24 protein-coding genes are annotated in these 26,526 nt (G+C 60.9%); 18 read left to right on the forward strand and 6 right to left on the reverse strand.

What is annotated here, in order from left to right:
- Nucleotides 1-68: 68 nt before the first annotated feature.
- The 8 genes from FNB15_RS07335 (at nucleotide 69) to FNB15_RS07370 (ending at nucleotide 8,917) form a co-directional block, all read left to right on the forward strand.
- A complete protein-coding gene (locus FNB15_RS07335; protein ID WP_246068816.1) occupies nucleotides 69-1,601 on the forward strand; it encodes an MFS transporter in 1,533 nt (510 codons plus the stop codon).
- 407 nt (nucleotides 1,602-2,008) lie between these two features.
- On the forward strand, nucleotides 2,009-2,521 hold the full coding sequence (locus FNB15_RS07340) for a sigma-70 family RNA polymerase sigma factor (protein ID WP_185973754.1): 513 nt from the start codon (nucleotides 2,009-2,011) through the stop codon (nucleotides 2,519-2,521).
- Nucleotides 2,522-2,625: 104 nt separating this feature from the next.
- Nucleotides 2,626-3,591 carry a FecR family protein gene (locus tag FNB15_RS07345; protein WP_144068081.1) on the forward strand — a complete coding sequence of 322 codons (966 nt, stop codon included), beginning with the start codon at nucleotides 2,626-2,628 and terminating at the stop codon, nucleotides 3,589-3,591.
- 153 nt (nucleotides 3,592-3,744) lie between these two features.
- Nucleotides 3,745-6,249 (forward strand): TonB-dependent receptor, encoded by a 2,505-nt coding sequence (locus FNB15_RS07350; RefSeq protein WP_144068082.1) that lies wholly within the window; start codon nucleotides 3,745-3,747, stop codon nucleotides 6,247-6,249.
- Nucleotides 6,250-6,252: 3 nt separating this feature from the next.
- Nucleotides 6,253-6,531 (forward strand): hypothetical protein, encoded by a 279-nt coding sequence (locus tag FNB15_RS07355; RefSeq protein WP_144068083.1) that lies wholly within the window; start codon nucleotides 6,253-6,255, stop codon nucleotides 6,529-6,531.
- A 1-nt stretch (nucleotide 6,532) separates the two neighbouring features.
- Nucleotides 6,533-6,826 carry a hypothetical protein gene (locus tag FNB15_RS07360; protein ID WP_144068084.1) on the forward strand — a complete coding sequence of 98 codons (294 nt, stop codon included), beginning with the start codon at nucleotides 6,533-6,535 and terminating at the stop codon, nucleotides 6,824-6,826.
- A 7-nt stretch (nucleotides 6,827-6,833) separates the two neighbouring features.
- Nucleotides 6,834-8,486 (forward strand): PepSY-associated TM helix domain-containing protein, encoded by a 1,653-nt coding sequence (locus tag FNB15_RS07365; protein WP_221932757.1) that lies wholly within the window; start codon nucleotides 6,834-6,836, stop codon nucleotides 8,484-8,486.
- Between the two features lie 227 nt (nucleotides 8,487-8,713).
- Entirely contained in the window at nucleotides 8,714-8,917 is a 204-nt protein-coding gene (locus FNB15_RS07370) for a hypothetical protein (protein ID WP_144068085.1), read from the forward strand.
- A gap of 227 nt (nucleotides 8,918-9,144) precedes the next feature.
- On the opposite strand, the gene FNB15_RS07375 is transcribed toward FNB15_RS07370, so the two are convergent.
- Nucleotides 9,145-10,245: a DUF2817 domain-containing protein gene (locus FNB15_RS07375; RefSeq protein ID WP_144068086.1), complete on the reverse strand. Its 1,101-nt coding sequence runs from the start codon at nucleotides 10,243-10,245 to the stop codon at nucleotides 9,145-9,147.
- Nucleotides 10,246-10,573: 328 nt separating this feature from the next.
- Between FNB15_RS07375 and FNB15_RS07380 the strand changes: the two genes are divergently transcribed.
- The gene (locus tag FNB15_RS07380) at nucleotides 10,574-11,914 is read left to right on the forward strand and encodes a DUF3100 domain-containing protein (RefSeq protein WP_144068087.1); all 1,341 of its coding nucleotides are present in this window, start codon (nucleotides 10,574-10,576) and stop codon (nucleotides 11,912-11,914) included.
- A gap of 13 nt (nucleotides 11,915-11,927) precedes the next feature.
- Here FNB15_RS07380 and FNB15_RS07385 read toward each other — a convergent pair whose 3' ends face one another.
- The 4 genes from FNB15_RS07385 to FNB15_RS07400 form a co-directional block, all read right to left on the reverse strand.
- Nucleotides 11,928-12,647: a helix-turn-helix domain-containing protein gene (locus FNB15_RS07385; protein ID WP_144068088.1), complete on the reverse strand. Its 720-nt coding sequence runs from the start codon at nucleotides 12,645-12,647 to the stop codon at nucleotides 11,928-11,930.
- Between the two features lie 162 nt (nucleotides 12,648-12,809).
- On the reverse strand, nucleotides 12,810-13,733 hold the full coding sequence (locus FNB15_RS07390; RefSeq protein WP_144068089.1) for a pyridoxal-phosphate dependent enzyme: 924 nt from the start codon (nucleotides 13,731-13,733) through the stop codon (nucleotides 12,810-12,812).
- A 12-nt stretch (nucleotides 13,734-13,745) separates the two neighbouring features.
- A complete protein-coding gene (locus tag FNB15_RS07395) occupies nucleotides 13,746-15,002 on the reverse strand; it encodes an NAD(P)/FAD-dependent oxidoreductase (RefSeq protein WP_221932758.1) in 1,257 nt (418 codons plus the stop codon).
- Between the two features lie 8 nt (nucleotides 15,003-15,010).
- Nucleotides 15,011-15,658, reverse strand: coding sequence for an SGNH/GDSL hydrolase family protein (locus tag FNB15_RS07400; RefSeq protein ID WP_144068090.1), 648 nt, complete (start codon nucleotides 15,656-15,658; stop codon nucleotides 15,011-15,013).
- A 166-nt stretch (nucleotides 15,659-15,824) separates the two neighbouring features.
- On the opposite strand from FNB15_RS07400, the gene FNB15_RS07405 reads away from it, so the two are divergent.
- Both FNB15_RS07405 and FNB15_RS07410 read left to right on the forward strand, forming a co-directional pair.
- Nucleotides 15,825-17,180 carry an aminotransferase-like domain-containing protein gene (locus FNB15_RS07405; RefSeq protein WP_144068091.1) on the forward strand — a complete coding sequence of 452 codons (1,356 nt, stop codon included), beginning with the start codon at nucleotides 15,825-15,827 and terminating at the stop codon, nucleotides 17,178-17,180.
- A gap of 69 nt (nucleotides 17,181-17,249) precedes the next feature.
- On the forward strand, nucleotides 17,250-17,747 hold the full coding sequence (locus FNB15_RS07410) for a YbaK/EbsC family protein (protein WP_144068092.1): 498 nt from the start codon (nucleotides 17,250-17,252) through the stop codon (nucleotides 17,745-17,747).
- 282 nt (nucleotides 17,748-18,029) lie between these two features.
- Here the strand turns inward: FNB15_RS07410 and FNB15_RS07415 are convergent, their stop codons facing one another.
- On the reverse strand, nucleotides 18,030-19,070 hold the full coding sequence (locus FNB15_RS07415) for a TRAP transporter substrate-binding protein (RefSeq protein WP_144068093.1): 1,041 nt from the start codon (nucleotides 19,068-19,070) through the stop codon (nucleotides 18,030-18,032).
- 192 nt (nucleotides 19,071-19,262) lie between these two features.
- On the opposite strand from FNB15_RS07415, the gene FNB15_RS07420 reads away from it, so the two are divergent.
- From FNB15_RS07420 to FNB15_RS07450, 7 genes are all read left to right on the forward strand, one after another.
- Nucleotides 19,263-20,018: an IclR family transcriptional regulator gene (locus tag FNB15_RS07420; protein WP_185973755.1), complete on the forward strand. Its 756-nt coding sequence runs from the start codon at nucleotides 19,263-19,265 to the stop codon at nucleotides 20,016-20,018.
- A gap of 139 nt (nucleotides 20,019-20,157) precedes the next feature.
- Complete coding sequence (locus tag FNB15_RS07425; protein ID WP_144068095.1) at nucleotides 20,158-21,324, forward strand: acyl-CoA dehydrogenase family protein; 1,167 nt, start codon at nucleotides 20,158-20,160, stop codon at nucleotides 21,322-21,324.
- Nucleotides 21,325-21,357: 33 nt separating this feature from the next.
- Nucleotides 21,358-22,365, forward strand: coding sequence for an NAD(P)H-dependent flavin oxidoreductase (locus FNB15_RS07430; RefSeq protein WP_185973756.1), 1,008 nt, complete (start codon nucleotides 21,358-21,360; stop codon nucleotides 22,363-22,365).
- A complete protein-coding gene (locus tag FNB15_RS07435; RefSeq protein ID WP_144068097.1) occupies nucleotides 22,362-23,234 on the forward strand; it encodes an HpcH/HpaI aldolase/citrate lyase family protein in 873 nt (290 codons plus the stop codon). Before FNB15_RS07430 ends, FNB15_RS07435 begins: the two co-directional genes overlap by 4 nt.
- Nucleotides 23,235-23,236: 2 nt before the next feature.
- Nucleotides 23,237-24,508: an acetyl-CoA hydrolase/transferase family protein gene (locus FNB15_RS07440; RefSeq protein ID WP_144068098.1), complete on the forward strand. Its 1,272-nt coding sequence runs from the start codon at nucleotides 23,237-23,239 to the stop codon at nucleotides 24,506-24,508.
- Entirely contained in the window at nucleotides 24,505-25,743 is a 1,239-nt protein-coding gene (locus tag FNB15_RS07445) for a CaiB/BaiF CoA transferase family protein (protein WP_144068099.1), read from the forward strand. Before FNB15_RS07440 ends, FNB15_RS07445 begins: the two co-directional genes overlap by 4 nt.
- On the forward strand, nucleotides 25,740-26,504 hold the full coding sequence (locus tag FNB15_RS07450; RefSeq protein WP_144068100.1) for an enoyl-CoA hydratase/isomerase family protein: 765 nt from the start codon (nucleotides 25,740-25,742) through the stop codon (nucleotides 26,502-26,504). Before FNB15_RS07445 ends, FNB15_RS07450 begins: the two co-directional genes overlap by 4 nt.
- The last annotated feature ends 22 nt before the right edge of the window (nucleotides 26,505-26,526 follow it).

Consider the following 26,526-nt stretch of genomic DNA (forward strand, 5'->3'; position numbering starts at 1 on the left):
CTGTGGCTTCGCCCAGTCGTGAAACGGCGGCAGGCCCGTTACTTCTGGTTGGCATTATACTTGCCGCCATGACCGAGGCGGTCGCCGTTACTGTCCTCGCTCTGGGCCGCCCTGATATTCTGGGCGATATCCATGCCACGCCGGATGAATTCGCCTGGCTCGATATCGGCTACACGAGCCTGAAGTTGATCGGTTTCCTGTCTGCCGCACCGCTAATGACCCGGGTCACACCCTATCGGCTGGTCATCGCTACGACCTTGGTCATGGGCGCAGCGTGTCTGATCGCCGCCATCGCAGTGGCGCGGCTCGACATTCTGATCGCGCTCCGCATGGTTCAGGGATTCGCGGGCGGGACTTTGCTTGTCGCCGGTCAGGCAATTGTATTCTTCGTCTATCCGCGCGTGCATCAGCCGATGTTGCAGGCGCTTTTCGCGATGGGGTCGGTGGTCGCGCCGGCAACGGTCGCACCGGCCTTTCAGGGCTGGCTGCTCGACACTGAGTCCTGGACCTGGATTTTTTTCAGTGTTGGTCCGCTGGCGTTGACGGCGGCCGGTTTGCTGCTGATCGTCGAGGTCCCGGCACTGCCAACAGTTGTTCGTCGCCGCTTCGACTGGATCGGGCTATTTTTGGTCTCGATCACGCTGCTCTGCTTCACATACGTTCTCAGCCAGGGCCACCGATGGGACTGGTTCGAGGAACCGCACATCCTGTGGCTCACGCTGCTCGGGACTTGCGGCCTGCTGGGTTTCTTCGGTCAGCTGGTCCTGCGCCGCGGGCAGGGCCTGATCGACGCGACCATCTTCAGGTCGGATGATTTCTGCTTCGCCTTCATTGTCAGCTTTGTCGCCGGCATTGCCCTGTTTGGCAGCGCGTATCTGATTCCGACCTTCGCCATCTCCGTCCTCGCGTTTACGCCGACGGATGCCGGCCTGCTGCTGCTGCCGAGTGGCGCGTGTTTCGCAGGCTCCCTACTGGCCGCGGCTTACGTCATGCAGGTTCGTCACATATCGCCGATTGCCACGGTGCCGTTCGGGATCCTGATGATCATGGCCGGCATGTGGATGCTGTCCGGTTCGACCAGCGAAAGTGGCGCAGGGGATATGACGGCCGGCATTCTGCTGCGGGGACTGGGGCTTGGTTTCCTGTTTCTGTCGATCACGATCACGGCCTTCGGCAATCTCGCCAGCCCGAATCTCGCCAGCGCCATCGGCGTCTTCAATACCGGTCGCCAGGTGGGCGGTCTGATGGGCGTTGCCGGACTGCAGACGCTGATCGACCACGAGGTTATGTCGAATCTCGCCGTGTTGGGTGCGAGTATCACGACGGGCGTTCCGGCCGTTGGCGAGCGGCTGGCGGCGACAACCGCCATGCTGGCCGGACGGGGGATGGATGCCGCGACCGCAGGCCGGGCCGCCACCAGCCTGCTGGGCCGCGCCGTGACGGGGCAGTCTACCGTGATTGCCTTCGACGCGGCGTTCAACGCGGTCGCGCTGCTCTTTGTGATCGCCGCGCCCCTGCTGGTTAGCATCAAGATCGGGCTTCACCGCTTTGCGGTGAGGCGAAATTCGGCCGAGCGCGGGCGCCTTCCCCCTGCTTTTTGAGCAGTTCATCTCTACACCACTGAAATCTGTGCAGAGATATCGTCATAGTCGGAAATTCTGGGCAGACTTAGCGTCATAAACGCAATTTCAGACTTTATAACAGATTAAATAAAATCAATGACTTACTTTGCAAATCCGTGCAGGTATTTCGGCATCTCAGAATTCTTCTGAACTGTCGGGACACCCATATTCCGCAACAAGGCACCCATTTCCTGCAACACGCTGACGCATAAGGTGCAAACGCGAGTTCAAGGACCTTAAGAGTCGGACATGGCTTTTTGACGACCCTGGCGGCCAACTCCCACTCACCAGACTCGAATTACCATTGTATTTAAGAACCATTCTCATTTAGATTGCGCGGGAATAAAGCTGGGGTGCGGCATCCCTCGGCGTTTGGGACTGCGCATTTGAAATATACCGGCCCGCTCGACGTCTTTGTTTCCCAGCGTTCCGCGTTGGTCGATTACGCGACTCCGATCGTCGGCGACAGGAGCCGGGCGGAAGACGTTGTTCAGGAGGCCTTCCTGCGATACGCCCCGGCGGTCGAGAAGGGCACAGAAGTCGACGAACCCCTGCGCTACCTGTATCGCATCGTCCGCAACCTCGCCTTCGACCTGCGACGTCGCAAAACGCTGGAAAGGCGCGAGGCAGATAAGGGGCCGGAATGGTGGATGGTCCCCGCGACGCCCCAGACGCCGGAAGAACAGCTCATAGAGACCGATACGGTTTCCAAGTTCCGGCTGGCGCTGGCCAAGCAGCCTGCGGAGATTCGCACCGCCATCGAAATGAACAAATTTGGCGGTCACTCCCTGACGGACGTGGCTGCGCATCTGAATATGCCCCTGACATCTGTCCATCGCCTGGTGGCGAGGGGCATGGCAGACATCATTGAGGAGCTCGACGGCAGCCCACCGCCATAGATTTTGAGTTCAGGCCGCCCCAGCCTGGAAAATACCCCTGAGCCAGACGTCATTATGGTAGCGGCACTGCGCCAAACGTAACTCAGGCCTGCGAAACCGGAAAAATGATCAGCACGCCGACCAAGCACCATGTTGAAGAAGCCATGTCCTGGCTGCTCCGCCTTCAGGAGGCGGAGAGCGATGCGGGACTGCGCGCACAGCACCGTGCCTGGCTGAACAGCGACCCGGTCCACGCGATTGCCTGGCAGAAGGTGATGAAGGCCTGGTCTGTGGCAGGGAAAGCCGCCGGACCATCGGAGCCATCTGCAGCAGAAACGGACACTGTCGTGCCGTTCGCTGTGCGCAGGCGGCGTGTCGCTACCTGGGCCGCTGTGGCTGCAGCAGCCTGCATGGCCGTTTTCGTGGCGCCGCAGCTGTGGCAGCGCGCCAGCGCAGATGTCTCGACACACACCGCTGAATTTCGCACCGTTCAGCTGTCGGATGGCAGTACCGTTCAGCTCGGTGCCCAGACCTCGATTTCAGTAGATATCAAGGCTGACAAGCGCTCGGTTAAACTGCTGGGCGGGCGGGCGTTCTTCGATATCGCCAAGGATGCAAACCGGCCCTTCACTGTTACGGCACGCGATGTCGATATCACTGTGCTGGGGACGGCTTTCGATGTGCGCCTGGGCGAGCAGGAGGTATCGGTAGCGGTACAGCGTGGCTCGGTCAGTGTCCGCCGGACTGCCTCGCATTTCGATGAGCGACTGTCCGCCGGCGACCAGGTGACGATCGCACCCAAGAGCGGGACGGCGCATATGGCTGCGATCCAGCCATCGGAAGTCGCCGAGTGGCGCGACGGCAAACTGTCGGCGGTGAAGGTGCCGCTCTCTGAAGTTGTCGCGGAGCTGCGGCGGTATCACAAGGGCTGGATTCTGATCGCCGACGACCGGTTGGGTGCAGAACCGATCACCGGCCTGTACGACCTGAAGACTCCCGACCTTGCCCTGAGAGCCATGATGCAGCCGGTGAAGGGCAACATCCTTCAGGTCACTCCTTACCTGACGATCCTGTCGAAGCCCGACAAATAGCCGCCCCGGCCAGTCTCCCCGGTAAATTCGGGCCGCGCGAAAAAATCTTCTGCAATCTGGAAATCACCTCCGAGCCGCTCGTCAATCAGTTTGGGTAGACGCGAGTGCATCGCATTTGCGGCGTAACGATTATGCATTTGGGGGATCATTTTTATGCGATTTGGCGGGCAGCAGGCACTGTCTCAAGTGCTTGGTTTCAATAAGTTTTCTCTTCTTCTGACGACGGCGCTGGTTGCCCTGCCGCTAGCTCCGGCGCAGGCGGCTGATGCCGGATCCGCGCCTGTTCAGGTCGCTCAGGCCCAGACCCGCATCCGCTTTGCCGTTCCGGCCCAGCCGCTCCCGGCCGCGCTGATCCAGTTTGCTCGCCAGGCGAACCTGCAGATCACCACGCATGGATTGACCACGGACGGCAAACAAAGCGCGGGCGTCACCGGCGATCTGACGCCGAATGAAGCCTTGGCGCGCCTGCTGGAAGGCACCGGATTGACCTGGAGCTACACCGACAGCCGAACGGTGAATCTGATTGAGGCGCCGCGCGGCAGCGGAGCGACGGTCCTGCCGACGCTGAACGTGGAAGGGCGTGCGATCAATCCGAATTCGACGATGACGCCGATGCCGGAATATGCCGGCGGCCAGATCGCGCGCGGCGGGCAGCTCGGCATGCTCGGCAACAGGGATGTGATGGACACGCCGTTCTCACAGACCAACTACACGAACAAGACGATTCGCGATCAGCAGGCCCGGACCGTTCAGGATGTACTACTGAATGATCCGTCGATCCTGACAAAACAAAACAGCGCCAGCGATGAAGACGGCTCGATCACCATTCGCGGCTTCTCGCACACCCTGTCATCCGGTAACGGCAGTCTGAACGGCCTGGCGGGCATGGCGCCGCTGCGCACGCCGGACATGGATTACATGGAACGCGTCGAGGTGCTGAGGGGGCCGAGCGCTCTGCTGAACGGCATGGCGGCTTTCGGGCAGGGCGGTGTCGGCGGCTCGTACAATCTCGTCACCAAAAAGGCCACTGACGAACCGGTCACCGAGCTGACGGCGCGCTATGGCTCCCTCATGCAGCTGGGCACTCATCTCGATATCGGCCGCCGCTTCGGTGCGGAGAAGCAGTTGGGCATTCGCGCCAACGGAGCGTATCGCGAAGGCGATACGGCGGTGGAACCGGGCAATGCAGAAGTGGGATCGATGGCGATCAATCTGGACTATCGCGGCGAGCGCGTCCGGATATCCGGTGATGTCGCCCATCAAACGAACGACGCCAACCCCCAGATCGTACAGCAGCTCGTTCTCAGCGGTGTCGGCGGCGGTATCGTCCACGTACCGAAAGCTCCCGACGCCAGCACCAGCCTCAATCCGACATGGAGCAAACAGCCCAGCAAGTTGACGCTCGGCATGGTGGCAGGCGAAGTCGACATTACCGAGAAAGTCACGGCCTATGCCGCCATCGGCAAGCAGACACTGGATTTCTCGCTCATTGGCCCGAACCAGCCCAAGCTGCTGGGTACGGACGGAACTTATGGATGGAACAACGTCGAGCACACGAATTTTGCCTATGACGTGCTGTCCATGCAGGGCGGCTTGAGGGCGAAGGCGACGACAGGTCCGGTGAACCATACCTTCGGTCTAAACCTGTCGCAGTCCGTGATGGAGACCGGCGAGGCGCAGGCGACAACCCCCTTCGCCTACACCACGAATATTTACAATCCGGTATTCGGCGGCGTTACGGCCGCCGCCGATCCTGGCGCTCCTAAGAAAACAAACGAGACGCGGACTTCGAGCATCGGTATCGCCGATACCTTGTCGATCCTCGATGAGCAGATCCAGTTCACCGCAGGCATCCGTCAGCAGAGAGTGGAATCCGACAGTTTCAATACGACGACTGGCGCCATCACGTCCGGCTATGACAGCGATGCACTGACCCCGGCTCTGGGTGTGGTCGTCAAGCCAAGGGAGAATGTCTCGCTCTACGCCAACTATGTAGAAAATCTGCAACGCGGAACCATCGTCAGCACATCGTTTTCGAATGCTGGCGAGGTCTTTGCGCCCTATGTCAGCAAACAGTATGAGACGGGCGTCAAGGTCGATTGGGGAAGGATGACCACAACGCTGGCGGTGTTCCAGATCGCTCAGCCCAACACGATCAGCATCGCCGGCACGCCGCTGCCGCGGCAAGCACTCGATGGCGAGGTGCGCAATCGCGGTGTCGAGCTGAACGCTTATGGAGAAGTCACGCCTGGCATTCGCCTGATGGGTGGGCTCACCCTGATCGACAGTCAGCAGACGAAGACCCAGGGTGGCCTCTATGACGGCAACAGGGAAGCCGGCATCCCCATCATTCGGACTGTTGTTGGCGGCGAGTGGGATACGCCGTTCGTGCACGGCCTGACCCTGACCGGCCGCTTCACCTACACCGGAAATCAAATGGTCAGCAGCAGCAACGACAACCTGAAGATCCCTGCATGGGAGCTCGTCGATCTCGGTGCCCGGTATGTCTGGGACTCGCCCTGGAACAACAAGCCGATCACGTTCCGCTTCAATGTCGATAACGTGTTCGACAAGAACTACTGGTCGGCATCGAACTTCAGGTATGTCCAGCTCGGCGCGCCGCGCACCTTCTGGCTTTCGGCATCCGTGGACTTCTGAGCCATGATGGTGGCCCTGGCACTCGCACTGACCATAGCCGGTTGCGCGTGCCTTTACCTCGCCAGCCCCAATCAACGGTGGCTGGCGCAGGCTTTGCCGGGGAGGCCCGTCCTTGTGGCGGGCAGCCTGCTGCTGGCGGCCGGCCTTGCCGCATGGATCGCGGCGTTGCAGCCTCTGGCGGGCTTCTTCGTCGCGCTGCATGTCGCCATGGTCTGTCTTTTCGTCTTTCCCTATTCGGCTGCCCTCCGTAGCCTGGGGCGCAGTCTCGGGCGGAAGAGCTGACATGGCTGGCGATATCCGTCCCGACTGGTGGGGGAAGGCCAGTGCCGGCGTCATCCTCGGCTTCGGCCTGGCGCTCTCGCTGGTCGGCCTCTACGCCTATCTGGGGCCGGGAGGCATAGATGCACCGGGTGGGCGCTACTCGTTGATGCGTTATCTGGAAGCGTTCGTCTGGATCTCGGTGTTCAGCTTCTGCTTCCTGTTTCGCAGCGGTCGTTCCGCCTGGGCGTGGCTCGGCGCGGCGAACCTCATCGCCTTCGCGGCGCTGTTTGCGTGCCGCTTTGTCTTTTTTGCGTGAGGCCAGCATGATCCGCGCCGATATCGTCAGGCTCTACAAAACGGTTCACACATGGACCGGTATTACTTGCGGCTTTTCACTGTTCATCGCTTTCTATGCGGGCGCGCTCACCATGTTTCAGGAGCCCATAGCTCGCTGGGCGTCGCCGCCGTCCGTGGGGGTGGCCGCGGTTTCTCTGGACAATGCCCCCCGTCTCCTCGAGCTGGTCGCCGCCGCTCATCCTCAGGCGCGTGCGGAAGGTATCAAGCTGCATCTGCGGGGCCACGAGAACGAGCCTGCGCGGGTCACCTGGGAGGAGGACGAGCCGCACGAGCCGGGTCAGCCGCATGGGCATGTCCACTGGTGGGGGACGCTCAATCCAGACGGCAAGCTGCTAGCGAAGCCGGAAGAGCCGTCCGAACTGGCCGAGTTCATCAATGACATCCACATGCGCGTCGGGATACCGAGGCCGTGGGGATCGTATTTTATGGGGGTGATCTCGCTGCTCTACGGTGTGGCGCTGATCGCAGGCGTCATCACGCTGCTGCCGTCGCTTGTGAAGGATTTTCTTGAGCTGCGTGTCGGCAAAAACCTCAAGCGCATGTGGCTGGATGCCCACAATGTCGTTGGAATTACCGCACTCCCGTTTCACATCGCGATCGCGATCACTGCGACCGCATTGAGCCTCAGCAGCCCGCTCTGGTCCGCACAGGAGCGTGTGATTTTCGGCGGCAAGCAGGCCATCCTGGACGATCAGGAAAATGAGCCGCGCAGAGCGCCCAAGCCGATCGGCGAGGCGGGTGTGATGATGCCGCCCGTGCAGTTGCTGCAAAAACTCAAGGAGCAGGTGCCCGATCTCGAGCCCCGCTTCCTGGTTTTCAAGAATTTCGGCGACAAGGCCGCTTCGGTGAGAGTCCCCGGACGGGAGCGCGGCTATGTGGGAGATTACCATCTTGGCGGCGTGATGCTCAGCGCCGTGACCGGCGAATTGCTCAACGACCTCACCCGTCCAGCGCGCCAGGATCCGGATCGTCGTGCGGCAGAGACATTCTACGGCCTGCATGCCGGGCATTATGAGGGGGCGACAGTTACGTGGGCGTACTTCTTACTGGGCCTCTCCGGAGCGTGGCTGTTTTACAGCGGTAATCTGCTCTGGATCGAGACGCGCCGGAAGACTGCCCGCAAGGGCGGCGAGGTCGAACAGTCGCGCTCGACGCGCCTCCTGGGCAGCGCGACCGTAGGTGTGTGTCTCGGCTGCGTGGCGGGTATCTCGCTCACCATTGTCGCGGCCAAATGGCTGCATGGTCGCGTGGACGATCTCAACCACTGGCATGAGCTGATCTATTACGCCGTGTTCCTTGGCTCGATCGCATGGGCCTTTGCCTCGGGCGCGGCGCGCTCGGCCGTCCATCTGCTGTGGCTGTGCGCCGCCGCGACGGTAGCGATCCCGCTGACAACGCTGACGGCACTCCTGTTTCCGACACTCGGCATGTGGGCGCATGGCAGCATTGCCACCATCGGCGTCGATGTGGTTGCCTTCGTCGGCGCGCTCTGCTTCGCATGGATGGCAGTCGCCACCCGGCGTCGCATCACGACCGGTCCCGCCGATAGCATCTGGTCCGTCCGTAAGGCGGACGCGGCCACACCGCCGCGTGAGCCTGCCGCTGTCGCGGCCGAATGACCGTGCCGGGCCTGAAGCGTGCCGCTTCGACCTCGAAGAGAAAGGCCCGATTATGACCCCCGAGTCAGTCTCTCGTAGATTGCTCCAGCCTGCCTGCGGGGCACTCAATTTATAAGTAATTCCTATAAGTCTTATAAGATTACCACCAATATTTTTGGATATAACTTCCTCGTAAAATCAGTGCCTAGACGTAAAACCTGCGTCCGCTGCTTTTAGAGGAATTGGACATGAAGACTCTTGTCGCGATACTCACCGCCGCCGTGCTGTTTGCCGCGCCTATGAGTCATGCCGAGACCCGAACCGCCACCCCGGCCATTGGCCTGGCCCCGGTGAAGACTTCGCAAATCTGTGCAGCGTTAAAAACATCTCAGATGTCGTGTGAGGCATTAAGTGAGCACAGTGCAGCTAAGGCTGATCCTGTGTGCAGTTAAGATTTGAACATGGGCTTACGCCTAAGGCTTGGCCGGAATATGGCGAAGCCCTCCCGAGTCTGGGTACGAAGCCAGCATTCCAGGGGCTGGTGCTGCTTTTCCACCGGAAAAGCACGCGATCCAGATCTATTACAATTCAAGATCTGGAATAGATGTCCTGATGTCGCCGCCACTTTTGAGTGACACGGCGCCATACAGAATCGTGCCGATGGGTCTATTGGCGGACTTCAGTCCGAAAGCACGGACAATGCGTAAGTCTCAAACTGTTCAATTATCACTCGATTCTGATTCAATACCAGGCGCCGCCACAGGGGTGAGCACGGATCGTACTCCTCGCGAAGCGCGTTCTTGATGGTCTTCGTCTCAGAGGCGTGCCAGTCAAGCTGACCCGGCTTCCGATGCAGATAGCTGTCCTGCCTGAGGATGCCTCCAGCCAATGTCATAGGGTAGGTGCCGAACTCAAGGGCAAGCAGATAGGCGCGATCGCAACCAACCCTCTCCCAGAGTTCCGAACCAAGGCCTGTCTGCGGCGGAGTAACCGCGCCGTCCGATCGTTGAGATGTGAGCCAGGAGCCGAAAAGCGTTTTGGCAAGACGATAACGTATTCCCGTCGGTTGACCGAGGTAGATTGGCTCGCAATAGCCGAAGGGGCCCGCGCCAGTGTGGTAGTCCAAAACCACGACATTTGCGCGGTCAACCAAGGCATAATCCTTGATTACAGCTTCGACGATCAACCTCGATGCCGATGGTCGCAGGCCGCCGTAGTGCAGACCATCAGGAAACTCATACTGCCCCGCAGAACGAGCCGTCAGGACGGCGCGCGACCCGTATTTTTCAGCGGCCCGGTCGATAGCAGCATTAGATTCAGACAAACCTGCGCCACTCAGATCACGAAGCAACAGGTCCGCATGGATGTCGCGGTAGAGGTCGTTCCGCGGCAGCGCGGCATCGAAGTCAATATAGTTGCGGTTCAGGTCGATGTTGTCTTCGGTTTCGCGTCGGCCCCATGCAGAGCCCCACGGATTTACGGCATGGATGAGGCAGAAGGCCCAGCTATCGGGTACGCGGCCATGCAGGAGAATGTCAATCATACAGGCCGAGCCGCAGTAAAGCTCGACGCCATGCGTGCCGCTCTGCAATACCAGAATGTTCCTGGCGTCAGTCCTTCCAAGCCACACCACGTCTGTCGTCAATCGCTCGCCTAACGGGCCTGTGGTGCTGTGCGCGTATTCACGATGCTGCCCACCTGCAATCGCGGCCGCGTGCAGGAACTTTTGACGGGCGTCGCTGTAATCAAGCGAGAAAAAGCGTTCGACTGGCGACTTCATGAAGGTTCCTCAGCGATGACAGCGGCTGCCGCTTGTAAGCGACAGGCTCTTAGGTTGCGGAAGGTTGATCCGTACCTGCATGGAGCCCTTCGGCACGCTCTTATCGTCGAGGTTGCCACTCTGCCTGGTTCGTCTCACCCTGCATAGACGGTATTGGCGAGATGCAGATCTGGTCTTGGACAGAAGTGTACCGAGACGCATTCGCTTACCGGCATCTGGGTTCCTTCCATCCAAGACGCTCCGTTTTGTTGCAGCCATCGTCATGGACACAATGAGGGTGGGATGGGACCGCCCCATAACGATTTTGCTCAAAACAGAGGGGGTAGAGATGGAAGCTCAATTCACAACAGTGTCACGAGACACTTCGTGGTTACGATTGGCCGCACTATTTGTGTGCGCGAGCATCTGTGTCATCATTGCGGAAATCGCCGGCCCGCTGACTATTCCGCTGGGTGGCGCCTACAAGGTCACCCTGTTGCCGTTTCTCTGGGCGCTGCTGATCGGGGCAGTGTGGGGCACGGTTTCCACACGCCTTCCGCCTTTTATGAAGGTAGACAACTCCATCCAGCGTCTGGCAAGCGCGGCGCTTCAATTCGCACTCCTACTGTTCATCGCAAAACTGGGCCTGCTCGTAGGAGGGTCTCTGCCAAAAATCCTGACGGCAGGCTGGGCACTGGCCTTCCAGGAGTTCGGTCACTTCTTCGGAACTGCAGTTATCGGCCTACCGATCGCTCTACTGCTGGGCATCAAGCGTGAGGCCATCGGCGCTACATTCTCCGTGGGGCGCGAACCCAGTCTGGCGATCATCGGTGAGCGGTATGGGATGTCGAGCCCGGAGGGTCACGGTGTTCTGGCTGAATACATCACCGGAACGGTCTTTGGTGCAGTCTTTATCTCCATCTTTGCCTCACTCGTGACCAGCCTGAACATTTTCCATCCCCATGCACTGGCTATGGGCGCCGGTATGGGTTCGGGCAGCCTTATGGCTGCGGCTGCAGGTGCCATTTCTGCTCAGCAGACGCCTGAAATGGCCAAGGAAGTTGCCGCTTTCGCTGCCGCCAGTAACCTGATTACGACCACGATCGGCACGTATTTCACGCTGTTCCTGTCACTGCCGTTCACCGTCTGGGCGTACAAGGTGCTGGAGCCTATCCTGGGGCGCGGCAAAGGACAGCCTGTGGAGGCTACACCTGCGTTCACCCAGAGCGAACAGGTCGTAGATAAGCCGGAAGCGCTTTCCATCCCGCAAATTCTCACTCTCTGGCTGGGCGTGGGCGTCATTGGTTTGGCGGCTAATTACATCGCCTTCAAGACTGTGCCTGATGCTGTGACGGTCAGCGGCATGGGCATCATTCTGGGCTGCGTCGTGGTGGGCTATATTCTGTATAAGCTCGCCCGCGGCGTCCTCCCGGCAGTGTTGTGGGTTTCGCTGGTTGCGATGGCCCTGACCTATCCCGGCACGCCGTTCGCTGCCGAAACCGTCGCCATGACCGGGAAAATCAGCTTCCTGGCGCTGGCCACGCCAGTCATCGCGTTGGCAGGTCTTTCGATTGCCAAGGATCTGCCGGTATTCCGCCGTCTCGGCTGGCGTATTGTCGTGGTGTCGCTGGCAGCAAATGCCGGGACGTTCCTGGGGGGTGCGTTCGTGGCGCAGTTCTTCATGCACTGACGCGACGCACGCATCACTGCCTGGTGGTAGTTCTCACTGCGTATGCATGCTCGGAGGTCCGCGGCGCCGTAACCCAGGCGCCGCGGAACGCTCCAGGCGTAAAGCCGTAGGTCCGTACCAGTTCCCGGCTCAGATGAGCCTGATCGTAGAAGCCAGCTTCCAAAGCGGCGTCCACAATCGGCAGGCCGCTCTTTAGCATCGATTTGGCGTGGTGAAGGGCGACCAGCACGTGGAAATCATGCAGGCCTGTTCCAACCTCGTGGCGGAACCGCCGCGACAGATAGCCTTTGGAAATCGCGCAGGCTTCGGCAATCTGAGCGACATCGGTGCGCAGTGAGCCGCGCCTGGACAATAAGGCTTTTACGCGCTCCACCAGCGCGCCATCCGGTCCACGATTGAGGCCGTCCAATTTGTAATCGTCGGGCACCACGAACTCGGAGACAAAACTCCAGCCGTGAGAATCCAGTGGCTCGAAGCGGTGAATGACCCCAGCCGGGACAATGACTTTCTCGCCAGCTTCAACTCTCCGGCCGACGCTCCCAATTCTCAGGAATGCACATCCTTCCAGCATATGCACCACTTCATCGCCGAGATGATAGTGCGGACGGAACGACCAGACACTGCGAGTACCCGCGATGATTTCCCGATACCTCCCTTTAGTGAAGTCCACCGACAGGGAGGTGCGTGGCGCTGGCCGTGCCGCCGACACTGCCGAGGAAGTCAGAGTTTCCATTGTATGGCTAGGTCTGCTTTTGGAGCTTTCACCCCTTGATGTCGGTGACGAACATCTTTCCGGGCGACTGAACAGCGGTATTGCGTTTGAAATCGCCGCTGCGGCAGGCCAGCCGCAAGGCCAGGGGTGTGTCGAAGTTCTGGAACATTTGTCCTCCCAGGATCAGGCCGCTTGCGCCACGTCGTGGCGCCAGCCTTCGAGCAGCGACGCGCTGGTGCTGGCACCGCCGCAGACAATGACGACGACATCCTTGGCGTTTGCGATGAGTGGATGATTAAGATAGGCAACCGCCAGTGAGACACCGCAAGCGGGCTCGACCAGTTGCCGCATGTCGTCGGCAAACCGGACCGCACCAGATAGCGCTTCGGCATCGGACAGGATGGCCGGTCGATAGCGGAACCGGCCAATCTGCTCGACTGGCCATGCGGCGACTTCACCTGCGGCCAGGCAGCCGCAAACCGTGTCCAGCGGGAAGTTTACGGGACGCCCGGCCGCGACCGCTGCGGCAAAGGAAGCCGAGCCGGTCGTCTCGCAGCCAATGACATCGACGTCATGTCGCTTGTGGCGATCCAGGCCGACCATAAGACCGGCAAGAAGGCCACCGCCGCCAATCGCGGTTACCAGAGCATCGAACTCGGGTTTCTCCTCGATGATTTCGTCAATCATCGTCGAGTGCCCGCGCCAGAGTGTCGGATGGTCGAACGCCGGGACCAGCTCCACATGCTCACCCTTGGCCAGTTGCTGGGCCAGCGCATTGGCTTCGTCCCAGACAGCTCCATGCACGGTGACGCTGGCACCGAGGGAAGCGATGATTTCGCGAGTCACGGCAGGTGTGGATTTCGGAACGATGATACTGCACTTGATGCCGAGCTTCTTGGCGGCAAAAGCGACCGCGACACCGGCATTGCCGCCCGAGGGGCAGATGAACTCAGTCTTCCCGGCCCTGGCCGCTTCCTCGCAAAGCAGGCCGATGCCGCGCAGCTTGAAGGAACCACTGGGCTGAAGGTTTTCGAGCTTGAGCCAGATCCGTCGTTCGGACGTGGACAGGCCGTGATGGAGGACGAGCGGAGTGCGGATGTGAAGCATACTGGAACTCCATTAAGCAAAGCGTGCGGGTGAGAACGGCGCGACATCAATGCGCGGATTGGCCCCAGTCATCTGGGCCGCCAGCAGCTCGCCGGTGACCGGACCAAGCGTGAAGCCCTGGTGGCCGTGGCCGAAGGCGCACCACATGCCATCCTGGCCAGGTATCCGACCGAAGACGGGCTTCATGTCCGGCATGCAGGGCCGTGCGCCCATCCAGGGTTCGGCATCCAGCCGATCGCCCAATGGGAACACGTCGCGAGCGATCGCTTCGGCATTGGCCAACTGACTGGGGGTGCGGGTAGCATCCACATGCGCCAGTTCTGCTCCAGTGGTGAGACGCAGGCCCGCCTTCATCGGGCAGACGACGTAGCCCATCTCGGCGTCGATCACCCAGTTGTTGAGAGGCCGGTCATCCTGCCTGGCGTAATGCATGTGATAGCCGCGCTTGGCGAACATCGGCGGCCTGTACCCGAACCTGGAGGTCAGTTCCGTGCTCCATGGACCAAGGGCAATGACAACCTTTTCGCCTTCAACGGTGCTCCGATCATTGAGGGTGATCCTCCAGGCATCCGGACGCAGACGGGTGAGCGATTTGGCATCGCCAAGGAGTACTTGGCCGCCCTCCTTCTCGAACAGGCGTGCATAGGCCTGCACCAGATCGCCCGGGCTTTTGATCGCCAGCGGATCGGTCCACTGAATCGCGCCAGCGAACTCACGCTTGAGGTGTGGTTCTGCCTTTGCCACATCCGCGGCAGTGAGCTTCAGGTGGCTGACTCCCAGCTTCGCCCGCGCGTCGGCCTTTTCGAAGAACTTGTGCAGCTCGCGCTCGGTACGGAACAGGGTCAGGTAGCCCTTACCAGCGATCAGCTCTTCCGCATCGGCCTGCTCGATCAGTTCGGCATGGGTCTCGATGGAGCGGGCGATAAGCGTCTTATACTCGCGGGAAATCTCGGCATGCCGCTTCGGTGCGGATTGCACAAAATACGAGAACAGCGGTCCGGCCAATTGCAGGACTGCGTCCAGGTGATAGCGGACATCAATCCGCCGGTTCATCGCTCCGGAGATCAGGAAGCCGAGGTCGCGCGGCAGCTCGTAAGGCTCGGTTGCCTCGAACTGGACAAGCCCTGAGTTGCCGAACGATGTCTCCAGCCCAGGTGCGCGGCGGTCGACCAAGGCGACCGACAGCCCCCTGCGCTGCAAATGTAACGCGCAGCTGACGCCCACCATGCCCGCGCCAAGTACGATCACGTCATGCTTCATATCTGGCATGGCGGTAGTCAGCTTCGATTGACGATGTCGGCGACGATCGGGGCCAAGGCCTTGCCGATGGCGATATGCTGGTCGGCGTCCAAGTGAATGCCATCGACCTTGCTGCCGCCCGTCACGCTGTTGACGTCGAAGAAGTGGACCGACTTCAGCTGGGCCATTTCCTTAAGCGCAGGCGCGAAGCCCTTGTTGCGCTCCACAGCGCCTTCGAACTTCTGCACGTTGGCGCCCTTGGGCTCCTCGATTGCAGGCGGCGCCAGCACCAGGATCTCCGGACGAGGCATGCCGGGCTCAATGGGGGCCTGGCGGATGATGTCGACCAGCTTGCCGACACCGGCGGCTGCACCCCACGCCTTGATATCGTGGGTGGCCTGGAAGTCGTTGGTACCGAGCTGGATGATGACCAGGGCCAATGGAGAGTTGATTTCGATGACCTCCCCCAGCGCCACCGAGCCGTTGCGGCCCGGCCGGAATGGGTCGTCCCACAGGGTCTTACGGCCTGCCAGGCTGTTCTCGATGACCCGGACGTCCTGCTTCCCGTCGCCATTCAGGGCAATCTCAAGGACACCGGGCCAACGCTGATCGAAGGGGAATCTGTCACGGGTGCCGGGCACCATGCCCCAACCCACACTGTCGCTATAAACTAGAATCTGTTTCATCACCCACTGCCTTTCTGTTGGCTTGGGCGGAGCATAATATCTGTGACACTTTGTTCAAAACATTATAGTGTCACGATACACTTTTAAGGAAATCACGGAAAATAGGTCTAGTCGATGAGATGCTTCTGCAAAAATTTCGATATGATTTTTAGACGCTGAGGTGTCGATGCGTAAGAAGCCCACCTGGATGCCACGCCTTTCGGGAATCGAAGGGACGCCCTGCGATCGCCTCGTCACGGCAATGGCTGAAGACATCGTCGAGGGACGGATTGAGGCGAATTCCCGCCTGCCGCCCCATCGTGAATTGGCGATTGCGCTTGGCCTGGGGCTGGGGACCGTGACCAAGGCCTATGGCCTTCTTGAACGTCGCGGCCTGACCCGGACTGTCAAGGGTAGCGGTACCTTCGTCGCTCTGTCGCATTCCAGAAGCGGGCCGACGATAGACCTGTCACGGAATGTGCCGCCCGCCATCATGACCGAGCGCGTGTTGGCGCGCACAATGTCAGCGCTGGCCAAGCGACCTGATTCTCACCTGTTCAACAGCTATCCACCGGCCGCGGGGCACGACGAATATCGGCGCCAGATGGCGCACTGGTATTCCCGCCTTGGAATGGATGCAGATCCGCGCAGGCTCATGCTGACCAGTGGCGCGCATCATGCGCTGGCGGTCGCCCTGTCCGTAGCGGCGGGTCCGCAGGGGCATCTGTTGGTCGAATCTCACACTTATCCCGGCGCGATCGCCCTGGCCCGCTACCAGGGACTGAAGCTTGTGGGAGTGGAAGCCGATGACGACGGTATGAGCGCGGACGCATTGGATCGGGCTCTACACGGCATTCGGGAAAGCAAACGTGCGCTGTATGTAACGCCAACAATGCAGAACCCGACCACAACAACGATGAGTCTGTCCCGCCGCAAGGCCATCGTGCGGGTTTGCATTGAGCACGATGTTCAAATCATCGAGGACGATGTCTATTCTCTGGGTGGCGCTCCCGCATTGCCTCCGCTGGCAATGCTTGCACCTGAGCGCACACTTTACGTCAACGGTTTGTCCAAGACGCTATGTCCGTCCCTGCGGATTGGCGGCCTGGTGACCCCTCCTTCACTGTATGCGCAGGCCGAGAACATCCTTCAGGTCACCTCCTTGATGGTGTCGTCCGCCAGTTGTGCGGTGATGGAGCAATGGATGCTGGATGGCACGGCAGACGCCGTCAGTGCATCCATTCGCGAGGAGTCCCGGCGCAGGTATGCCGTGGCTCGGACATACCTAGGAGATGCCATGAAGGAACCCGATCATGTGGGCTTTCACCTATGGCTTCCCATGGAGCGGTCGACGGCCCGGCTATTTGAAGAGGAGGCGAAAGCTCTTGGCGTCATCGTGACGCCAGCCGATTCCACAGCAGTCGGCCCCGATGTTGCAAAGGGCGGCATCCGGCTCTGCATCGGGGCGGTCTCGCAAGCTGAGCTCCAAACAGCCCTGCCAGCACTCTCGGCTCTGATGACAAAAATGAGCAAAGAGGTGTGAACTGTACAAGACGGCAATTCGAGAATGATGGCCGATTAACCGATTGCCATGATTCGAGAGTAGGCCGGCATGTCCGCATCCACCAATTCCACACGTGATAGGATTCTGAATCTGCTGAATGAGAATCAGGCCCGATATCAGCAGATGAGTCACGAGGCGCTGGGTTTCACCTCCGATGAGGTCGCCAGGGTCCGGAATGTTGAGCTGGGCCAATGTTCAAAGGCCGCTATCCTGAAAATCAAAGGGAATGGCGTCAGAAAGTATGTGCTGGCTGTCTTGCCCGGAGACAGGAAGATCAACACCGACAAGCTGTCGAGCCTGTACGGGGGGAAGAAGGCCTCATTTGCCTCTGCCGGCGAAGTGCTGGAACTGACGTCTTGTGTTCCAGGTGCGCTGGCCCCGTTCAGCTTCAACGAGGAACTGGCGCTGGTGGTGGACCCAAGCATCTTTGAACGGTATTCGGAGATAGCTTTCAACGCTGGCACGCTGACTGAAACCATCGTGCTGAATGTCGACGATTATCGCAGAATCGTGAAACCGAAAGAGTACAGCCTCATCCAAGATTAGTTGGATAGGGTCCGGTCGGCCAGCTATTCCCCATACGCTGTATAATCAGATGCGGCGTCCGATTCGCTTGTCGCAACTGACTGACGCATAAGATGCAGACTGGAGCGGTGACCTTAAGAGTCGGACATGGCCTTTTTGACGACCACGGCGGCGGCCAACTCCCACTCACCAGACTCGAATTACCATTGTCGTGGCCTGTTTTCTTACTTTTTTGCCCGTGCCTGAAATGAAAAAGCCCCGGCATTCCTGCCGGGGCTTTCCATGCCATCTGTGTCTGTACGCTTAGCGTCGGACTTCGGCCAGCGCCGCGCGGAATTCCTTCAGCACCTGGCTGCCGGGTTTGCCGCGCTTGTCGAGGCCATCAGCCCATTCATTGGCGACCTCGGCCGAGATGTCGTCGAACGGCTTACGTTCGGCGGCAGTCAGCGTGTGGTACTTCACGCCTGCCTCGGCCAGCTTGGCCTGCATGTGGCCGATATTGGCATCGATCACCTTGCAGATATTCATCGTCGCGGCTTCGCCGGCATCCTTCATGATCTTCTGCACGTCCTTGGGCAGCTTGTTCCACACCGCGTCGCTGACCACATAGGAGGCCACGAAGCTGCCGAAGTTGCCGCCCTTGGTGCCGAACTTCGTGAAGCTCTGCAGGTCGTAGGACATCACGCTTTCATTTGGGAAAATCAGGCCGTCCAGCGTGCCGCGTGACAGCGATTCACGCGCTTCGGGCGCGGCCATGCGCACCGGAATCGCACCGATCTTGCGGGCGAAGATGTCCATTGCACCGCCGGTGCTGCGCAGTTTCAGGCCTTTGACGTCATCGACCGTGCGCACCTGTTTCGACGTGGTGTAGAACTGATAGGGCTCGAGCACGATGGCAAACAGCGGCCGCACCTTGTTGGCGCTGAACTCCTGCTTGGTCATCGTCTCGCCATGGGCGATCTTCCAGTAGGCCTTGGTGCCTTCGCAGGCAGTGGTGAAGCTGCCCGGCAACTGCGCCACGCTGGAGAGCGGCATCTTGTCGGAGACATACGACATGCCGACATAGCCGATATCCGCCACGCCGGTCTGGGTCAGGTTGAGCAGATCCGGCGCCTTGCCGAGCTGCTGGGCCGGGAAATACTCGAACTTGACCTGGCCGTTGGTTTTCTTGGTCACTTCTTCCATCCAGGGAAGGGTGGCCGTGCCGGGAATGAAATGGCCGGTGGGGAAAGAGTCGGCGACGCGCAAGGTAATCGTCTTGCCGCTCTGGGCGAGGGCAGTGCCGCCCAGCAGCGCGGTGCCGGCGGCAACCGCCGTGACCAGCATATGTATGTATTTCTGCATGTTTCCTCCGGTGATCCGCTCATCGAGTCGGTTGTGTTTGGCCATAGCCTCGCGGCATATTCGGCGTCGTACATCAGAAAACGGTACCTACGTTCCGATATTGGAATTATATTCGAAAATATGAACAGCACAACCAGAGATTCTGACAGCGATGGCCGTGCGCCCGAGGGGCCCCGGTCTCCGCTGCGTGTGATGCAGGCGCTTGAGGAACTGGCCGCCAGCAAGGATGGCCTGACCCTGACCCGCCTGAGTGAGCGGTTGCAGACGCCGAAAACCAGCCTTCTCAATCTGTTGCGCTCGCTCGAGGCGGGCGCTTATGTCACCCAGGTCAACGGGCATTACCAGCTGGGGGCGAATGCGCTGCGGCTTGGTGCGCTGATCGGCACGCGCCTGACCCCGGAATCTTCAATTTCGGCAAAACTGCATCCGCTGCTGGCCGAGATGATGGAGCAGGCCGAGGACACCACACTGCTTGGCGTGATGGGCGACGATCGACGTCACGGCGTCTATGTAGACATCATCGAAAGCCGTGGCGCGATCCGCTTCAGTTCGCTGATCGGCACCAGGCGGCCGCTATTTTGCTCGGCTTTCGGCAAGACATTGCTGGCTTTCCAGCCAGCAGCGCATATCGATGCCTACTTGAAGGACACCGATCTGGTGTTGCCCAATGGCGGCCGGCGCCTGCATCCTGAAGAGGTGCGGGGCAGTCTCGCCGCGATCCGGGCCACCGGCGTCAGCGCCTCCTACGAGGAGATCGTCGAAGGTGCGGGCGGTGTGTCGTCGCCGGTCTACGATCGCAATGGTGTTGTCGTCGCGGTGTTTGCCATTGCGGCACCGATCGCGCGCCTGAAGGCACGGCATGACCGGCTCGCCGGGCTGGTACACGCTTTCGGCGACCGCGCGTCGCGCCTGCTCGGCTATATCGGACCTTACCCCGGCAAGGCCTGAGCCGACCGTTTACTACCCGGCTTAATCAGTCCCATTTCAGATCATGGTGCATTCGCCTTGACAGGCGCGGCCGCCACTCTCTAGGTTGTTCCGATATAAGTATTAAGTTCCAATATTGGAACAATATGGGAGAGAAACAATGCCAGGCAGCCTGACCGCTGACCAGCAGACCATTCGTGAAACCGTCCTGCGCGTCTGCAGCGAGTTTGGCGACGATTACTGGCTGGCGCGGGATCGCGACGGCAAGTTTCCCGAGGAATTCAAGCAGGCCATGGTCGCTGGCGGCTGGCTCGGCCTGACCATGCCGGTCGAATATGGCGGCGCCGGATTGGGCATTACCGAAGGCGCCGTGATGATGCAGGCGATCGCCGAGTCAGGCGCCGGCATGAGCGGTGCCTCGGCGATCCACCTGAACGTCTTCGCGCCGAAGGTGATCGTGAAATTCGGCAACGACGAGCAGAAGCAGCGCATGCTGCCGCCGATCATCCGCGGCGACGTGCTGGCCTCTTTCGGCGTGACCGAACCGGATGCCGGTCTCGACACCACCAGCATCAAGACCAAGGCCGTGCTGCAGGGCGACCGCTACATCGTCAACGGGCGCAAGGTCTGGACCACGCTGGCGCAACGGGCGACCAAGTTGTTCCTGCTGGCGCGCACCACGCCGCGCGATCAGTGCAAACGTCCGACCGACGGCATCACGCTGTTCTATACCGATCTCGACCGCAGTCGCTGCGAGGCGCGCGAGATCGAAAAGATGGGCCGCAAATGCATCGATTCGAACCAGTTCTTCATCGACAATCTTGAAATTCCGGTCGAAGACCGGATCGGCGAGGAAGGCCGAGGTTTCGAATATATCCTGATGGGACTCAACCCCGAACGCATCCTGCTGGCGGCGGAAGCCATCGGCCTAGGCCGCGTCGCGCTGCAGCGTGCGACGCGCTATGCGAATGAGCGTGTCGTCTTCAACCGGCCGATCGGACAGAACCAGGCGATCCAGCATCCGCTGGCGGAGAACTGGATGGAGCTCGAAGCCGCCAATCTGATGATGCTGCGTGCCGCCGAGCTCTATGATTCGAACCAGCCCTGCGGCGCCGAAGCCAACGCGGCGAAATACCTGGCGGCCGAAGCCGGCTTCAAGGCCTGTACGCAGTCAGTCATGACCCATGGCGGTTACGGATATTCCAAGGAATTCCACGTCGAACGCTATATGCGCGAAGTGATGATTCCGCGCATCGCGCCGGTCAGCCGCGAGATGATCCTCTGTTTCATTGCCGAGAAAGTGCTTGGTCTGCCGAAATCCTATTGATCGTTCGCGTCAGCGTTGCCGGGAGAAAATGCCGTGACCATTGAATCCGTCCTCAAGAACACTGTGTTGTGCAAGCGTCTCGGTATCGAATATCCGATCATGCAGGCCGGCATGGGCCAGGTCGCCTATGGCCGTCTCGCTGCCGCGGTTTCCGCGGCCGGCGGTTTGGGCGTGATCGGTGCCGGCTATCTCACGGGCGATGAACTCCGCCGGGAAATCCGCGTGATCCGTGACACCACCGACAAGCCGTTCGGCGTCGATATCCTGTTCGCCAAAGTGTCGGGCGATGACGATGCTTCAGTCAAATACACCCGCCAGGTGCAGGACCAGATCGCGGTCAGTCTGGAGGAGCGTGTGCCGGTGCTGATCTCCGGCCTGGGCAATCCGCTCGGCGTGGTCAACGAGGCGCATGATCTCGGCATGACGGTGATGAGCGTGGTCGGCAATGTGCGGCAGGCACGCATGCTGGAATCGCAGGGTGTCGACATGCTGATCGCATCTGGTGGCGACGGCGGTGGTCATGTCGGCCGTGTCGGCACGGCGGCGCTGGTGCCGGCGGTGACGCAGGCGGTGAAAATCCCGGTGATCGCCGGCGGCGGCCTGGCCGATGGTCGCGGCCTGCTGGCCGCGCTGGCTTTCGGCGCGGTCGGCGCCTGGATGGGTACGCGGTTCATCGCGTCCGACGAAGCGCGCGCACATGACAACTACAAGAACGAGCTGGTGACGCGGGACGAAGAGGGCACGGTCATCAGCCGCGCCCATAGCGGCAAGACGGTGCGCATGCTGCGCAATGCCTTCACGAATTACTGGGAGCATAACCAGGACAAAATCCTGCCTTATCCGCGCCAGATGCAGGAAGTGGGCGGGCCGGCAACGATCCGCGGCCGCATCGAGGGCGATATCGACAATGGCGTGCTGCCGGCCGGCCAAAGCGTCGGCCTGATCCAGTCGGTGAAGCCGGCGGGCCAGATCGTGCGCGACATCTTCGACGAGGCCTGCGCCGCCTATCGGCAGAATTTTGCACCGGGAGATGCGGCATGATCCGCAGTCTGTTCTTCGCGCCGGCCAACCGGCATGACCTGCTGACCAAATTCCCCCGCTTCCGGGCCGACTGCTATGCGATCGATCTCGAGGATGGCACCCCGGAGGGCGACAAGGACTCTGCGCGTGCCCGCCTGGACGAGGCCGTGCGCATGCTGCGCGGCGTCAGCCTGCAGGGCCGGCTCTATGTGCGCGTCAACGAGGCATCGTCGAAGCATTACATCCGCGACATCGAAGCCGCCGTGCTGTGCGATATCGACGGCCTGATCGTCCCGAAACTGGAAAGCCGCGACCAGCTCTTCCCGGTCGATCATGCGATCACCCGCGCCGAAGCAGCTCAGACGGGCCGGCGTCGTATCGAGATCATGGCCGGCATCGAATCGATGCGCGGCGTGATCGACGCTGTGGCTCTGTGCGCGGCGCATCCGCGCATCACTTCGGCCTTCTTTGGCGCCGAGGATTTCGCCTCCGATATCGGTGCGCGGCGCACCCGTACTGGCGATGAAGTGCTGTATGCCCGCTCGCAGGTTGTGCTGGCCGCCAAGGCGGCGCGCATCATCGCCATTGACCAGGCCGTGGTGGAAATCCGCGACGACGAGCAGTTCCGCCGCGACGCCGAAAAGGGCCGTGATCTTGGATATGAAGGCAAGATCTGCGTGGTGCCGCGTCAGGTCGAACTCAGCAACGAGATCTATGCACCTACTGCGGACGAAATCGCCCATGCCCGCGAACTGGTTGCCGTTTATCAGGATGCCATGCAGCGCGGCATCGGCACCATCGACTTCAAGGGCCACATGATCGACGGTCCCCTGCTCAAGCGCGCTGAAGCAGTGCTTGAACTGGCACGCCAGCTCGAGGCGAGGGCCTGACCATGCAGGAATTGCAGGCCGACGGGCTCGACCTCAAAGGCATTGTCCGTGCCGGCGACACCATCCTGTGGGGCCAGGCCTGTGGTGAACCGCAGACTCTGACCGAAGCGCTGATGGCGCAGCGCGCCGGACTTGGCGGCGTGAACGTCTTTCTGGGATCTGGCTTTTCCAGCACGCTGAAACCGGAATATGCCGATCACCTCCGCTTTGTCGGCATCGGAGCTGCCGGCACGCATCGTCGCCTGACCAAGGCCGGCGTGCTCGATGTACTGCCCTGCCATGTGTCCAAGATGGAAGGTTACGTCACCGACGGCGTGATCCCCTGCGATATCGCCTTCGTTCAGGTGGCGCCCGCCGATGAAAATGGCCATTACAGCCTCGGCCTGATCAGCGACTATATTCGCGCAGCCGTCCGTCGTGCCCGCGTGGTAGTGGCGGAGGTGAATGCCCGGGTGCCGCAGGTGCCCTGTGCCGAACCGCTCACGGCTGCCGATATCGACTACGTTATCCATACCGACCGCGCACTGGTCGAACTGGCGCCGGCGGCGATCACCGATCTCGACCGAGCCATCGCCGGTTTTGCTCAAGGCTATATCCCCGAACGGGCCACATTGCAGGTTGGCATCGGCGCGGTGCCCGAGGCGGTGATGGCCAATCTGCGCAATCACCGCGATCTCAGCATCCATTCCGGCATGCTGGGAGACAGCGCCGCCGATCTGGTGGAGTGCGGCGCTGTCACCAATGCCTATAAGGAAATCGACCCCGGCGTGATGGTGACCGGCGCGCTGATCGGCACCCGCCGCCTGTATGATTTCTGCCATCGCAACAAAGGCGTGCGGATGCATCCGCTTTCGCATACGCACAACATTGCCATGCTGTCGCGGCTGTCACGGTTCATCTCGCTCAACTCCGCCATCGAGGTCGATCTGACCGGGCAGGTCAATGCGGAAAGCATCAATGGTCAGTATCTGGGCGCCGTTGGCGGACAGGTCGATTATGTGCGCGCCGCCACGGCGTCAGTCGGCGGCCGTTCTATGATTGCTCTGCCCAGCACGGCGCAAAACGGCGCGGTCAGCCGCATCGTCATGTCGCTCTCCGGCCCGGTCACCACGGCGCGCAGCGATGCCGACGTGATCGTGACCGAATACGGTGCCGCCGACCTGCGCGGCAAACCGCTGAGTCAGCGCATGAAAGCCATGATCGCGATTGCGCATCCGGCGCAGCGTGAAAACCTGGAACGCGCCGCACATGCCGCGGCGAAGGAAGTTGCATGACCACCAGTAAGACCGCGGCGCGCAAGACCGGTCCGCTCGCCGGCATCCGGATTCTCGATCTTACCTCGGTGCTGATGGGGCCGTACTGCACCCAGATCATGGCCGATCTCGGCGCCGACGTGATCAAGGTCGAAAGCCCGGATGGCGATACCTCCCGCTATGTCGGCCCCACCCGGACACCGGGCCGTTCCGGCATGTTCGCCAACCTCAATCGCGGCAAGCGCGGTATCGTACTCGATTTGCGCAAGCCGGAGGGCCTGGCGGTCTGCCTGCGCCTGGCCCAGAAATCCGATGTCGTGCTGCACTCCATGCGCAAGCCGGCGATTGAAAAACTGAAGCTGGATTATGCGGCGGTGTCCGCGGTCAATCCGGATGTGGTCTATGCCAGCCTGTACGGCTACGGCAAGGATGGCCGCTACTCCGGCAAACCGGCCTACGACGACACGATCCAGGCCATCAGCGGTCTTGCCATGTTGCAGGCCGAGATCAATCCCGAGCCGCAATACGTCACCACAGTGGTTGGCGACAAGGTCTGCGCGCTGAGTGCGGCCTATGCGATCATAGCTGCGCTGCTGCATCGCCAACGTGGTGGCGGAGGCCAGGAAATCGAGATTCCGATGTTCGAGGTGATGACCTCGTTCCTGCTGGTCGAGCATATTGCCGGCGCGGCCTACGACCCGCCGATGGGACGGCCGGTCTACGAACGCACTGTCACGCCCTATCGCCGGCCCTACAAGACACGCGACGGTTATCTCTCAGTGCTGGTCTATAATGACAAACAGTGGACGCGGTTTGCCGAACTGATCGACCGGCCGGATCTGGCGGCCGATCCACGCTTCCGCAGCCAGGCGGCGCGGAGCCAGAACATGGCGGCTTTCTGCACCATGGTGGCGGAAATCCTGGCCGGCCGGACCTCGGTGGAGTGGATCGCTCTGCTGGAACGTGCCGAAATTCCGGTCGCCCGCCTCAATACTACCCAGGATCTCTACACCGATCCGCACCTGGCCGATGTCGGTTTCTTCAAGTCCATCGACGATCCGCATGACGGGACGCTGCGTCTGCCGGACTATCCGGTCCGCTTCTCGCAGACGCCGGGCCATTTCGAGCGCGGCGGGCCGATGCTGGGCGAACATACGGCCGAAGTGCTGCACGAACTCGGCATGGATGATGCCGAGTTGGAAGGACTGGAAAACCGTGGCGCCATCCGGCGCTGGCAGGGGAAGGCCGGAGCATGAGCGAAGATATCCTGTTTGACCGCCGCGGTGCCGTCGCGGTCATCACCATCAACCGGCCGGAGCAGCGCAACGCGATCAGTTCGGGCGTTCGCCGTGGCCTGCGCGATGCCTTCGAATGTTTCGAGGCAGACGAATCCGCGCATGTCGCCATTCTGACCGGCACTGGTGAAAAGGCCTTCTGTGCCGGCATGGACCTGAAGGAGGCGGCCGATACCATGCTCGGCGTGCCGCCGCGCGATTTCCTGCCGATCATCGGTGATACCGTTCAGGTGACCAAGCCGGTGATTGCCGCGGTGAACGGTGTTGCCTATGCCGGCGGCTGGCTGCTGACGCAGATGTGTGATCTGTGCATCGCTGCCGAGCATGCCACTTTCGCGATCACCGAGGGCAAGGTCGGCCGGGGCATGCCCTGGGCGGCGCCACTCGGCCATATCATTCCGCAGCGGCTGATGATGGAATTGCTGCTGACCGGTGATCCGATCGATGCCCGGCGTGGCTATGAAATCGGCTTCGTCAACCGCGTGGTGCCGGCTGCGGATCTGATGCCGGCCGCCATGGCGATGGCGGAGAAGATCGCCGCCAATGCGCCGCTGACCGTGCGCGCCGCGCGGGAACTCGTCTATCTTTCGACTGAGATGGGCCGTTCCGCCGCCCTGCGTGCAGGTTATCATTTGTTCGAACGGGTCTACCGCAGTGAAGATGCGCAGGAAGGTCCGCGCGCATTCAAGGAAAAACGCAAGCCACAATGGCGCGGCCGGTGAATTCAACACCGGTGCAATCGGG

The organism is Ferrovibrio terrae (genome assembly GCF_007197755.1).
Classification (GTDB): domain Bacteria; phylum Pseudomonadota; class Alphaproteobacteria; order Ferrovibrionales; family Ferrovibrionaceae; genus Ferrovibrio; species Ferrovibrio terrae.